The organism is Arthrobacter sp. Sr33 (genome assembly GCF_054511195.1).
On the sequence record NZ_JBTNDD010000009.1, the window covers coordinates 45,630 to 58,488 of the forward strand.

The window sequence follows — 12,859 nt, forward strand, 5'->3', positions numbered from 1 at the left end:
CGGTACGGCCGTGCGGGGTCTGGTGCGCTAGTGTTTGGCTGGAGACCACGGCGCATTTGGCGCGCCATCTTCGAACCTGTGAGGAACTATGGCCCCGCAAGATCCGTCCGGTACCGGCCCGGACATTGACCCATCCGACGACACTCAGTCCGACCTGCCGGAGACTGATTCTCCTCACGCCGAGGACAACGCGGATGCTTCCCTCTCCGTGGGTCGCGATCCCGAGGGTCGAGGATCGGTTGACCACGAGTTGGCGACCGATCATGGAGCGTTGACCGGCCTTCCGGTCGACTACACCTCGGCGCTGCCCCTCGGAAAAGCCGACGCCCCGGCACTGCCATCCGCGGTGCCGTCGGTGCTGGCCGCGCCTGCGGCTAAGGCCCGGGAAACTTCCGCGACGCCTTCAGTTTCCGCGACGCCCACAGTTTCTGGGGCGCCTGAGCCGGCGGCGGATCTTGCGGGCTGGTTCCCCTCGGCTACTGCCACGCCCCCGGTCGAGCGGCCAGCCGCTGAGACCACTGAAGCGCGCAGCGCCCGCCGGCAGAAGGAAACCGGTCCTGAAACCGCCGCCTCACTGACGTCTGAGCGGCTCCTTGAGGTAACGAAGCGTCCCCCTGTTGACGGCTGGCGCAAGCTCCTCCATACGCTGAGCTTTGGCTATCTGAACCTCGGCGATTCTGACGCCGTCCGGATCCGCCGCGCACTGGAGCACCGGATTTCAGTGCGGTTGGGGGAGCGCACCCGCTATGTTCCTGTGCTGTCGCGGAAAGGCGGGGTGGGAAAGACCACTGTCACCACGCTGCTTGGCATGACGCTGGCCCAGGTCCGCGAAGACCGCATCATTGCGATGGACGCCAACCCGGACCGGGGGACGCTCTCCGACCGTTCGCCCGGCAAGGCCGACTTCACAGCCCGCCAGCTGGTGCAGAACCGGTTCATGGTGGATTCCTTCGCCCAGCTCTCCAGCTATGTGGCTCGCGAAGGGTCCCGGCTGCATGTGCTGGCCTCCGATACGGACCCGGCAATCGCCCAGGCATTCGACGACGCCGACTACCGCGCGGTCACCGATATCCTGAGCCGCTACTACTCGATTGTGCTGACCGATTCTGGCACCGGCATGGTGCACTCGGTGATGAAGGGAACCCTCGAGAAGGCCGACGCCGTCGTGCTGGTTTCCGGTGGAAGTGTGGACGAGGCCCGGCTGGCTTCCGAAACCCTGTCCTGGCTCGAGGCACACGGACGCCACGACCTGGTGGCTAGTGCCATCGTCGTGATCAACCTGTCTTCCGGGAACGGAACCCAGGTGAACGTGACCGAAATCGAAGAGCACTTCCGGTCCCGAGTCAGCACCGTTGTCCGCATTCCCTACGACCGTCATCTGGCGGAAGGTTCACAGGTGGACCTGGCCCGGCTGAAACCGGCAACGCGGGATGCTGTCGTCGAACTTGCGGCGCTGGTCGTCGACGAACTGCAGTGACTCACTACGACCTGGCGATTGTCGGTTCCGGTTCCGGCAACAGCCTGATCACCCCCGACTGGGATGACCGAAAAGTGGCGTTGATCGACGGGGGCGTGTTCGGTGGAACCTGCCTGAACGTCGGCTGTATACCGACGAAAATGTTTGTCTTCCCAGCCGAACTGGCCACCGGGGCACAAGAGGCGCAGTCACTCGGCGTCGACCTTGAGCTCCGCGACGTCAGGTGGAGGACCATCAGGGACCGCATTTTCTCCCGGATCGACGCGATTTCCCGGGACGGCAGACGATACCGGGCAGACGAGCTGGACAACGTCACCCTGTACCAGGAATACGTGCGGTTCACGGGGGAGAAGTCCTTCGTCACCGCGACGGGCGAGAAGATCCACGCGGACCAGGTCGTCATCGCAGCGGGATCACGGGCGGTGCTACCGGACATTCCGGGAATCACCCTTCCGCAGGTGCATACCTCGGACACCATCATGCGGTTGGATGAGTTGCCGGCGCGGATCCTCATCATCGGTGGAGGCTACATTGCCGCCGAATTCGCTCACATCTTCGGCGCGTTTGGCTCAGCTGTCACCATGGTTAACCGCTCCGGCAGCCTGTTACGTACCCTCGATGACTCCGTCTCGGAAGCGTTCACCGCGGAGGCGCTTCGCCGGTGGGACGTCGTCCTCAATCACACCGTCGCCTCACTGACCGCCAACGACGACGGATCCGTGCACGCGGTAATCGACGGACCCGAAGGTCAGGAACTGGACGTCGACGTCGTGCTGGTGGCCATCGGCAGGGTGCCGAACACCGACCGGTTGGGAGCCGCCGACGTCGGGCTCGATCTCGATACTGAGGGTCGCCTGGTCGTGGACGGACACCAGCGGGTCCTCCGCGACGGTTCGCCTATCGACGGGCTATGGGCCCTGGGTGACGTCAGCAACCGGTTCCAGCTCAAACACGTCGCCAACCATGAGGCGCGGGTCGTCTCGCACAACCTGATCCATCCTGGCAGTCTGCGCACCAGTGACCACCGGTTTGTCCCGGCGGCGGTGTTCACGCACCCTCAGGTAGCGGTTGTCGGCCTGACCGAAGCTGAAGCACTGGCGAAGGCCGAGGCTGAAGGCTTTGAGATTACTGTTGCCGTCCAGCAATACGGGTCGACTGCGTTCGGCTGGGCGATGGAGGACACCACCGGGTTTGTGAAGCTGATCGCCAACCAGCGCACCGGCATGATTCTCGGCGCCCACATTATGGGCCACGAGGCGTCGATGATCATCCAGCCGGTCATCCAGGCGATGTCCTTCGGACTCGATGCCCAAACCATGGCCAGCGGACAGTACTGGATTCACCCGGCCCTCACGGAAGTAGTCGAGAACGCTCTACTGTCCCTGAAGACCGGGTAAATCAGCTACCGATTTCTGGCTGCGCTAGGCGCGAGGGGCCGAGTAGATGCCCTCGACCACCGAGGAGTAATCCTTCAGGACCTGGGCCCGCTTGATCTTCAGGGATGGAGTCAGGTGCCCGCTGGTCTCGGTGAAGTCGGTGGCCACAATTCTGAACGCCTTGATTGATTCGGCTTGTGAGACGTTCGCGTTGGCCTGATCCACCAGTTGCTGCACTTCGGCGGTAACCAGTGGGTGTTCGGCGGCCTGAGCCACGGTGGTGTTCTTGGGTAGCTGGTGGCGCTCAAGCCAGCCCGGCAGAGCCTCTTCGTCAAGGGTGATCAGGGCCGAGATGAAGGCCCGGTGATCGCCGACGACAACGCACTGCGATACCAGGGCGTTGGATCTGATGGTGTCTTCCAGCTGTGCGGGGATGACGTTCTTGCCACTCGCGGTGACGATGATTTCCTTCTTGCGACCGGTGATTTTCAGGAACCCGTCGCCATCCAGCTCGCCGATATCGCCCGTGCGGAACCAGCCGTCGGCGAAGGCTTCTTCGGTAAGGTCATCGCGCTTGTAGTAGCCGCGCATCACGCAGACGCCCTTGGCGAGGATTTCGCCGTCGTCGGCAATCTTCACTGCGTTGCCGGGAAGCGGCGCCCCGACCATGCCGATCTTGATCTTCTTCGGTGTGCTCACGGTGATTGGTGCCGTGGTCTCGGTGAGGCCGTACCCCTCGAGGACCATCAGGCCAATGCCGTGGAAGAAGTGGCCCAGCCGGTCGCCCAGTGGTGCGCCGCCGGAGACGGCATGCTCCACGCGGCCGCCCATGGCTTCGCGGATCTTGCTGAAGAGGATCCGGTCAAAGACCGCGTGTTTCACCTTGAGCGCCAGCGGTACCTTGCCGGCCTGGTCGGCTTTGGACCATTCGATGGCCACCTTGGCGCCGGCGTGGAAGATCTTGCCCTTGCCGCCGTCCTCGGCTTTGAGCATCGAGTTGTTGTAGACCTTCTCGAACACGCGGGGGACGGCGAGGATGAAGGACGGCTTGTAGCTCTGCAGATCCGGGAGCAGGTTCTTGACATCGGGGGTGTGGGCCACGGTAGCGCCGACAGACACACACAACACGGAGATGAACCGGGCGAATACGTGGGCCAGGGGGAGGAACATGATGGTCTGGGCACCCTCGTGGGCTACCTCGGGGAGGGCTGCCCCGGCGTTCACCGACAGCTCGACGAAGTTCCCGTGCGTCAGTTCGCACCCCTTGGGCTTGCCTGTGGTGCCCGACGTGTAAATGATGGTGGCGACGTCGTCGAGCCCCGCGGTCCGACGGCGGTCTTCCAGCGCTTGATCATCGATGTCGGTACCGGCGCCGCGCAGGGGATCCAGGCCGTTGTTGTCCAGCTGCCACACGTGCTGAACACCGGGGATGTTCGCTGCGGCTGCCGCCTGGCGCACCACGTTCTCATGGCGGGCCGATTCGACGAAGGCAGCGACCGCGCCCGAATCCTCAAGGATCCAGCCCACCTGTGAGGGTGATGAGGTTTCGTAGACGGGTACTGAGATGGCTCCGGCAAACCAGATCGCGAAGTCCACCAGCGACCACTCGTACCGGGTGCGAGCCATGATCGCCACGCGGTCGCCGGCCTGGACGCCGCTGGCCATCAGGCCTTTTGCGAGGAGCTGGACGTCAGCGAGGAATTCAGTCGCCTGGATGTTCTGCCACTCTCCGGCGTTGTCCTTTTTGGAGAACAACGCTGGGTTGGACGGCTTTGCAGCCTGTTTGACAACCAGCTCCGTGATATTACTGTCACGGGGCGTGTCCACCATTACGGGGACGCTGTATTCGCGCACGACTATCTCCTTTGATATCTCCAAAACTTGCTGGATTTCATTAGCCTATAGGTTCAACCGACGTTAATACTCTCCAGTAATGTACGAATCGGTAACGGTAGGGCAACGCCGATGGCAATCCAGCGGAGGACAACCAATGATCAGGCAGACGGACGCCCCGGCAGTGCCCCGGCTGCGGGGTCAGCTCCGCGCCCCCGGTGGCGGGGGTCTGGGTGCCCTACGGCGGCCTGTTGGCTTCACCGCTGGCTACCCAGATTCGCCCACGTTCCTGCGCCGTGGGCTTGCGATCGGGATCGATATTGGTGGGACCAAGGTGGCAGCCGGCGTCGTCGACATCCACGGCAACATCCTCGCCGAATCCCGCAGGGATACGCCCGGACACGATCCGAGGCACGTCGAAGCGATCATCGCCGAGCTGGTAGCCGAGCTGTCGGTCGGCCACCGGATCCGGTCGGTGGGGATCGGCGCCGCTGGCTGGATGGACCTGACCAACGGGACCGTGCTCTTCAGCCCCCATCTGGCGTGGCGCAATGAGCCCCTACGCCACAATCTGGAGCGGATCCTTCGGCGGAGGGTGACCGTGGTCAACGACGCCGACGCCGCCGCGTGGGCCGAATGGCGGTTCGGTGCAGGCCAGGGGGAGAGCCGGTTGGTCTGCATCACCCTGGGCACCGGCATCGGCGGAGCCATGATCATGGACGGCGCCCTGGAGCGGGGACGTTTCGGGGTGGCTGGGGAGTTTGGCCACCAGATCATCGTGCCGCAGGGTCACCGCTGTGAATGCGGAAACCGGGGATGCTGGGAGCAGTACGCCTCAGGCAACGCGTTGGGGCGGGAGGCGCGGGAGCTTGCGACCGCCAACTCCCCGGTAGCCCAGGCATTGTTGAGGGAGGTCGACGGCGACCCGCAGCTCATCACCGGGGCCGTCGTCACCAAGCTGGCGCTGGAAGGAGACCCGGCGAGCCGGGAACTGGTCGACGACGTCGGGCAGTGGCTCGGGCTTGGGCTCGCCAACCTGGCTGCTGCGCTGGACCCGGGAACCTTTGTGGTGGGCGGCGGACTGGGTGCTGCCGGAGATGTGCTGCTGGAACCGGCCCGGCGAGCTTTTGGCCGCAACCTGACGGGTCGAGGGTTCCGCCCGGCTGCGCGGGTGGAAGCTGCAGCGTTGGGGCCTTCTGCCGGGTTGGTGGGGGCGGCGGATCTCTCCAGGTTGAGTCCGCGGTTGAGCCGCGGGCGCGCTGGCCGGAACTAGAACGGGGCTTCTTAGGCGTTCCTGTCCTCCTGAGCGATAAGCGGCAGGCTATTGGTTGCGTTGCGCAACTATGACCGGCTGACACTGCAAGACGCATCGACTCTTTTGAGTGGAACCGCAATGAGCACCGGACGATGGGCACTCTTTGTACTTGCCGGAATACTCCTGATCATCTCGATCATCCGGACGCTGCAGGGGTCTGAGTACCTTTGGGCTACCGGTCTAGCCATGGTGATCACGATGGGAAGTGTCCTTTGGGAACGGCACTAGGACCTAAAGAAGAAAGCCCTGGCCGCCAGCCAAGTCGCGGTGTCCCCAAGTTCGGCTTTATCGGGCCCTGCTTCGCTGAGTACACTGCTGCAACCGGTGGACTCCAGCGGACTCGTGCACCTTGATGCGCTGCATCTCTCGGTGCAGCGGGTGCCCAGGGGGCGGTCCGGTGATGGTTCTGTGGGCCCGAAAATAGTTGAAAAAGTTTTTCGGGTGACCCTGAATCGGCCCCTATTTTGTCAGTGGGCGATGATGGAATAGAGGTATGAAAGGCAGCGACGCTTCTGCTCCCGGATCGGGATTTTCCCCCGAAACCGGCCCCGGTTCTGGCCCCGGTTCTGGCCGCGATTCCGTCTTCGAGAGCGGGTCCGCGAACACTGCTTCGGGGAATGCGGGTGGGTACGGTCCGGGCGGTCCGCTGGGCGGGGAAGCGACCTGGACCGCTCCGACCGGGCCGGGGGCTCCGGTGCCGTTGTCTGGCCAGGTATCGGTCGCGGCGATGGTGACGTTGAACGCGGGGCAGACCGTGAACCTGCTCAAGACGCTCTCAGCGTTGCGGTCCTGGGTCGACGCGCAGGAAGCCAAAGCCCTCACCCACCTTCATGACCTGATGGCCGAGGAACACCCGTGGGCCGAAGACCAGGACCACACTCACGCCCTGGCTGCGTCGGAGATCGGTGCGGCCCTGCGCCTGCCGGAGCGCACCGCTGGTTCCCTGCTTGACCATAGTGAGCTGCTGGTCCGCGATTACCGGGCCACCCTGACCGCGTTGGAGGATGGCAGGTTATCGCGCCGTCACGCGTGGGCGGTGGTCGGGGAAGCGATTGGTATCCCGGATACCGTTCCCGCCGTGATGGCCGCATTCGAGGCCCAGCTCATCGGTCTGGCCTGCAAGACCACGGTGGCGAAGTTTTACCGCCAGGCCCAACGGTTACGTGACATCTTCCACCCCGAATCGATCACCCTGCGGCACCGGAAGGCTCTCCAGGACCGTCGCGTGTATCTGGACCCGGCGCAGGACGGGATGGCCTGGCTCCAAGCCTTCCTGCCCACCGAACAAGCCGCCGGGATCTTCCACCGCGTCGACACCGCAGCCCGTAACCTGCAAGGCCCCGACGAATCCAGGACCCTCACCCAGTTACGCGCCGACGTCCTCGTTGACGTCCTCACCAGCGCCGGACCCACCGGACACATGAGTGAAGCACCCGACCCAGCAGGGCCAGCTGGCCCTGCTGGCCCTGCTGCTGCCGCTGGGACCGAACCTGGTACTGCCGCTGGGGCCGGCCCGGGTGCTGACCGGAGCTGGCCGGGAACAGCGGACCCCGGATCCCGGACGGACAGCGGATCCGGGACGGACAGCGGATCCAGTCAGCGGCGAGAGAGCAACAGCCCCAGTCAGTCGGGGGAGGCCAGCACGTATTGGGGTGTGCAGGCGAAGGTGTTCGTCACCGTCCCGGTGATGACTCTCCTCGGTGGGGACACACCGGGTGAGCTAGAAGGCTATGGGCCGATTGATCCCGAGACGGCACGGAAGCTCGCCGGGCACGCACCATCGTTCACCAGGATCCTCACCCACCCCTTCACCGGGGCCAGGCTCGGCGCTGATGCAACCACGTACCGGGTCCCGCAGGACCTGAAGGATGCGGTCCGGGTTAGGGACGGGACGTGTCGGCATCCGGGATGTAACCGGTTGGCGGTGTTCTGCGAACTCGACCACACCACCCCCTGGTCCCAAGGCGGCAAAACCAGCTACGGGAACTTGGCGGCCCTGTGTAAACGCCACCACATGTTCAAAACCGACGGCTACTGGCACTACCAACAACCCGACCCCGGGACCATCATCGCGATCTCACCACTCGGCGAAACCTACCTCACCCGACCAGACCCACCCCCAGCACCACCAGCACCACCAGCCGAGATCCCCCCGCCCTTCTGAGAGTGCGCCCCCGATTATCTTGGCTGCTTAGAGCACTCCCGGCGGCGTAGACAGCGGCGGACCACAGGCAGCGCCCATCCAGACAGCAGTCGCACTCGACAATGCATACTGCACTGATGATGCATACTGCACTGACAGTGCACTATGCTGCACTTATGGCAAGTAACCCCACTGCGCTTGCGGCAGCAATTGGCAGCCGCATCAAACATGAGCGCCACTCCCGATCCCTGACTCTTGATCAGCTGGCAGACGCTGCTGGCGTGAGTCGTCGCATGCTGATCAATGTGGAGCAGGGTGCCACCAACCCGAGTGTGGGAACACTGTTGAGGTTGAGCGACGCTCTCGGCATCGGGCTGCCTTCGCTGGTTGAGTCTCCATCGGCGAAGCCTGTGACAGTTACACGCAGCGGTGAAGGTGCCGCCCTTTGGACTTCCGAATCCGGTGGCAGGGGGACGCTGGTTGCAGGCTCTGAGTCACCCGACGTCGTCGAACTTTGGGACTGGACATTCGTGCCAGGGGACCGCCACGAGAGCGAGCCACACTCCAAGGGAACCAAAGAGTTTCTCCAGGTGCGGCAAGGTTCGATCACAGTGCAGGTGGGGGAGCAGACAATAGTGCTCGAAACCGGGGACGCCGTGTCGTTTCCCGGGGACGTTGCCCACTCGTACGCGAACGTAACCATGGAACCGGCCACGTTCACCATGGCAGTTTTCGAGCCCGGTGTAGGGCTAAGCCACCGAGAGGCAACAACCAATGAATGATCTGAGCAGCTTGCACCAGGTTGTGGAATCCAGCCGCGTTGACCCGGAAGTGTTCTTGCTTCGTCCTGACTATCGTGCTGTGCTGATCGCCGCCGATGGTCTGGTGCCAGGGCCCAGCGACCAGACAAGCGAGGACCTCCTCAGCCACGCTGAAGGTTTCGCCCGTGAGCTCCTCAAAACTACTCCGGTTGAGCAACTTGCACACGTCGCTGCGTGGCGGGACGCCTATCGCGGTTTCGGGGCCAAGCCGCAACGAACGCGCAACAGTCTGGAGGCCCTCCTGCGGAGGTCAGCCACCGGGCTCCCACGCGTCAACCGACTCACCGACATCTACAACGCCATCTCAGTCCTCCACCAGGTCCCCTTGGGTGGCGAGGATCTCACCGGTTACGCTGGCCCACCCCGCCTGACCCTCGCCAGGGGAACCGAACCGTTCGACACCGCGACCGGGGGCGAGGAAACGGTCGAGTTTCCGGAACCTGGCGAAGTGGTCTGGAGGGATGACATAGGAGTGACGTGCCGGCGCTGGAACTGGCGGCAAGGGCGGCGGACACAGCTCAAAAACAATACCGAAACCGCGCTTTTCATCCTGGATGCTCTTGAGCCGATGACTGACCACGCTCTGCAACTCGCAGCGGATGCGCTCGCCTCCCACCTCAGCCAACTCGGCCCCGACGTGCAGACCGCCAGCCGGCTGATCCGTCCCGAACCGATCAAATCATGACCAGAACGTCACCCGTCCCGCCTTGGGGGCTTGCGATAACGGCGATGTTCTCAGTCCAGCTAGGTTCTGCTCTGTCGGTGGACCTGATTGGCGCTGTCGGCCCGGGCGGAACCGCATGGCTGCGCTTGAGCATGGGAGCAATCATCCTGATCGCTCTGGTCCGTCCACCACTTCGCTCGATCCGCCGCCAGGACGTGCCCACCATTATCGGTCTGGGTCTGGCTACGGGTCTGATGACCATCGGGTTCCTCGCGGCGCTGGAGCACATCCACCTCGGCACCGCCGTCGCAATCGAGTTTCTCGGGCCATTGACCGTGGCAGCTGTGCGAAGCCACCGCAAGAGGGCGCTGCTCTGGCCGGGTCTCGCCCTGATCGGTGTGATTCTCATGACCGAACCCTGGCAGGGGACTTTCAATGTGACGGGAGTCGGCTTCGCAGCGATGGCGGCCGTGGGGTGGGCCGTCTACATCCTTCTCACTCAACGCATCGGCGACCGTTTCAACGGAATCGCCTCGCTCTCCCTGACGGTGCCAATCGCGGCGGTTGCCGCGGCCGTCGTCGGGGTCCCTCAAGCCATTGGCCACATCACGCCAGGCATCCTCGCCGCCGCGCTGGGCCTGGCCGTGCTGCTCCCGGTGCTGCCCTTCGCACTGGAGATGCTCGCACTACGCCGGATGACCCCTACAGCCTTCGGAACGCTGATGGCACTGGAACCTGCGTTCGGAGTGCTGCTGGGACTGATTATTCTTCACCAACACGTGGGAGTCCCGCAGCTGGCGGGCATAGCATTGGTGGTACTGGCCGGTGCGGCCGCCCAACGAGGCGGGAGCCGCCTTCAACCAGCCAGGATCGACTCGGCCACCCCGGTGCACATCACCGGCTGACCACTCCGGCTCGGTCCTACGGAACGCGGCAGCTACCTATACTTCGGCGCCGTTGTCTCCGTGATCGCGGGTTTTGGGGAGCCTCAGGATCAGGAACGCCACCGACACCAGGAAGATGGCCAGCACCCCCAGCATCATCGTGAGCGGGGCGGCGCGCCAGAACATGGCGAGTAAAAGCAAAGCGATCGGTCCACCCACTGCGCCGAACCAGGCGAGGACCAGCAGCGGCTCCCCGGTACCCAGCGCCGGCGGCTCCGGCGGATGATAACCCTCGTCTTCGTCGTCGTCGGGCTCCTCGGGGGTATAGTCCCGCGGACCACTGGGGGAGCGGCGGGGCTGATTCTCAAACAGAGCCCGCACCCGGTCCTGATCGGACAATCCCGCATCAACGTTCTGTTCCGGTGCCGAACTGGCTGCAGCCTCCGGCGCGGTGGGCGTCTGCTCCAACCGGGCCACCAGATCCTGCCACACGGCATCGTCAGTGGACTCGTTGGGTTCCTGACCTCGGGATGTCATGCGGTGCTACCTGCCGTCACGTGCTGGATAAATTGCGCTGACCGTTCAAAAATCAACTGCGCGTCATGGTCCATGGTCGCAACATGGTAGCTGTTCTCCAAACGGACAATCTCGAGAGCTTTGCTACCAATCCGCTGTTGCAGCACCTCCAGGCTGCTTTCCGGCACGATCGGGTCCACCGATGAGCGAAAAACCAGCGTGGGCGCGGTCACTGACGGGAGCAGGTTGACCGTCTCCCTGAATAGTCGGCCGAGCTGTGCGACAGCAGCAACGGGGGTCCGCGCGTACGCGCCCTCGTCGAGCCCTTCCTTCTTGATGTTGTTGGCGATGGCTGGCACCGATCGCATCACAAACTTCAGCACCCCGGCGTAACGTGCGCGCGGATCGGCGATGGTGAGACCAGGATTGACGACGACGACGCCGGCCACCGGCTGCAGGGCCGCCAACCGCAGTGCAAGGGTCCCGCCCATTGACAGGCCGGCGACCACGATCTTCTCGGTTGACTGTGCCAACTCCCGGTAACTCGTCTCATAGCTGGCGTACCAGCGCTGCCACGGGGTGCGGGCAAGTTCCTGCCAGGTGGTGCCATGGCCGTCGAGCAGAGGGAGCCGCACTGCGTACCCCTGATCGGCTAGATATTGGGCCCAATCGAGCAGGCTAACCGGAGAACCGGTGAAACCGTGACTCAGGAGGATGCCGATGCGCGACGCCTCCCCGAAACCGTCGGAAGAGAAGGCGACGGGACCCGCGCTGGATGTCATAGCCCCATCGTGCCACCTGCCACCAATGCCTTACCAGCGAATCCGTTCCTTAGAGTAGTCTCTCAAGGAAAAGCGCGATCGACTGTGGGGTAATCCGCCGTGATCCCGCTCGGGTCGAGGAAGGCTGTCAGCGTGTTTTATTGGTTCATGAAGCGGATCATCGTAGGTCCGATTCTGGGTCTCCTCTTCCGGCCCTGGGTGAAGGGAATGGACAACGTCCCACTGGATGGTCCGGCGGTGCTGGTCAGTAACCACCTCTCCTTCTCAGACTCGATTTTCCTTCCGATCGCAGTGCCCCGGCCGGTGATCTTCCTGGCCAAGTCCGAGTACTTCACGGGTAAGGGCATCAAGGGAAAGCTCACCGCGATGTTCTTCAGACTCTCGAACCAGCTGCCGATGGACCGCTCAGGCGGTGCTGCGTCGTCGAGTTCGCTGAGCGCGGGTGAAGCGGTGCTGAACAATGGCGGGATCCTGGGTATCTATCCCGAAGGAACGCGCAGTCCCGACGGCCGGCTGTATCGAGGAAAGACCGGCGTGGCCAAACTGGTGCTCGCCACCGGGGTGCCGGTGATACCGGTAGCGATGATCGGCACGGACAAGGTACAACCCATTGGCCGGCGTATCCCCAACATTCGCAGGATCGGCATCATCGTCGGCGAACCTCTCGATTTTTCCCGGTACGAAGGTCTCGCCGAGGATCGTTTTGTTCAGCGGTCCGTGACCGACGAGATCATGTACGAACTGATGCGACTCTCCGGCCAGGAGTATGTGGACGTGTACGCGAGCAGTGTGAAGGAAAAGCTTGCGGCCGCGAAGAGCTCCGAAAAGAAGGCGCACGGCAAATCCGCCTCCGCCGCCCCGACAGCCGCGGAGCAGGACACCAACCAGAAGTCTTTGCGCAGCAGGCTCACCAGTATCAAATTGCCGGTCTGGCTGAGCCGGAAACGATAGTCCGGCTGCTGGGCCAGGAAGCGTGGCGCCCGGCACAATGTGACGTGCTGCTCCGCTGCGTGACGGTCCCGGCAGCGGCGGGGATGTAGACCCATTA

The 12,859-nt window shown here is 63.7% G+C and carries 12 protein-coding genes; 9 read left to right on the forward strand and 3 right to left on the reverse strand.

What is annotated here, in order from left to right:
- Window positions 1-88 precede the first annotated feature (88 nt).
- Window positions 89-1,477 carry a MinD/ParA family ATP-binding protein gene (locus ACX80T_RS12610; protein ID WP_459304596.1) on the forward strand — a complete coding sequence of 463 codons (1,389 nt, stop codon included), beginning with the start codon at window positions 89-91 and terminating at the stop codon, window positions 1,475-1,477.
- Complete coding sequence (locus ACX80T_RS12615) at window positions 1,474-2,874, forward strand: mycothione reductase (RefSeq protein ID WP_459304597.1); 1,401 nt, start codon at window positions 1,474-1,476, stop codon at window positions 2,872-2,874. Before ACX80T_RS12610 ends, ACX80T_RS12615 begins: the two co-directional genes overlap by 4 nt.
- A gap of 24 nt (window positions 2,875-2,898) precedes the next feature.
- Here the strand turns inward: ACX80T_RS12615 and ACX80T_RS12620 are convergent, their stop codons facing one another.
- On the reverse strand, window positions 2,899-4,707 hold the full coding sequence (locus ACX80T_RS12620; RefSeq protein WP_024477546.1) for an AMP-dependent synthetase/ligase: 1,809 nt from the start codon (window positions 4,705-4,707) through the stop codon (window positions 2,899-2,901).
- A gap of 136 nt (window positions 4,708-4,843) precedes the next feature.
- Between ACX80T_RS12620 and ACX80T_RS12625 the strand changes: the two genes are divergently transcribed.
- From ACX80T_RS12625 to ACX80T_RS12650, 6 genes are all read left to right on the forward strand, one after another.
- Window positions 4,844-5,959 (forward strand): ROK family glucokinase, encoded by a 1,116-nt coding sequence (locus ACX80T_RS12625; RefSeq protein ID WP_019481364.1) that lies wholly within the window; start codon window positions 4,844-4,846, stop codon window positions 5,957-5,959.
- Window positions 5,960-6,079: 120 nt separating this feature from the next.
- A complete protein-coding gene (locus tag ACX80T_RS12630; protein WP_019481363.1) occupies window positions 6,080-6,229 on the forward strand; it encodes a hypothetical protein in 150 nt (49 codons plus the stop codon).
- Between the two features lie 265 nt (window positions 6,230-6,494).
- Window positions 6,495-8,165 carry an HNH endonuclease signature motif containing protein gene (locus ACX80T_RS12635; RefSeq protein ID WP_459304598.1) on the forward strand — a complete coding sequence of 557 codons (1,671 nt, stop codon included), beginning with the start codon at window positions 6,495-6,497 and terminating at the stop codon, window positions 8,163-8,165.
- A gap of 116 nt (window positions 8,166-8,281) precedes the next feature.
- On the forward strand, window positions 8,282-8,926 hold the full coding sequence (locus ACX80T_RS12640) for a helix-turn-helix domain-containing protein (RefSeq protein WP_459304599.1): 645 nt from the start codon (window positions 8,282-8,284) through the stop codon (window positions 8,924-8,926).
- Complete coding sequence (locus tag ACX80T_RS12645; RefSeq protein WP_019481360.1) at window positions 8,919-9,650, forward strand: B3/B4 domain-containing protein; 732 nt, start codon at window positions 8,919-8,921, stop codon at window positions 9,648-9,650. The genes ACX80T_RS12640 and ACX80T_RS12645 overlap by 8 nt, the downstream gene beginning before the upstream one ends.
- Entirely contained in the window at window positions 9,647-10,534 is an 888-nt protein-coding gene (locus tag ACX80T_RS12650) for an EamA family transporter (RefSeq protein WP_050994819.1), read from the forward strand. The genes ACX80T_RS12645 and ACX80T_RS12650 overlap by 4 nt, the downstream gene beginning before the upstream one ends.
- A gap of 36 nt (window positions 10,535-10,570) precedes the next feature.
- Here ACX80T_RS12650 and ACX80T_RS12655 read toward each other — a convergent pair whose 3' ends face one another.
- Together ACX80T_RS12655 and ACX80T_RS12660 are read right to left on the reverse strand one after the other, a co-directional pair.
- Complete coding sequence (locus ACX80T_RS12655; protein ID WP_019481358.1) at window positions 10,571-11,050, reverse strand: hypothetical protein; 480 nt, start codon at window positions 11,048-11,050, stop codon at window positions 10,571-10,573.
- Window positions 11,047-11,811 (reverse strand): alpha/beta hydrolase, encoded by a 765-nt coding sequence (locus tag ACX80T_RS12660; RefSeq protein ID WP_019481357.1) that lies wholly within the window; start codon window positions 11,809-11,811, stop codon window positions 11,047-11,049. Before ACX80T_RS12660 ends, ACX80T_RS12655 begins: the two co-directional genes overlap by 4 nt.
- A 132-nt stretch (window positions 11,812-11,943) precedes the next feature.
- Here ACX80T_RS12660 and ACX80T_RS12665 point away from each other — a divergent pair, with 132 nt between their 5' ends.
- Window positions 11,944-12,762, forward strand: a complete 819-nt coding sequence (locus ACX80T_RS12665) for a lysophospholipid acyltransferase family protein (RefSeq protein WP_083850796.1) — start codon at window positions 11,944-11,946, stop codon at window positions 12,760-12,762.
- Window positions 12,763-12,859 lie beyond the last annotated feature (97 nt).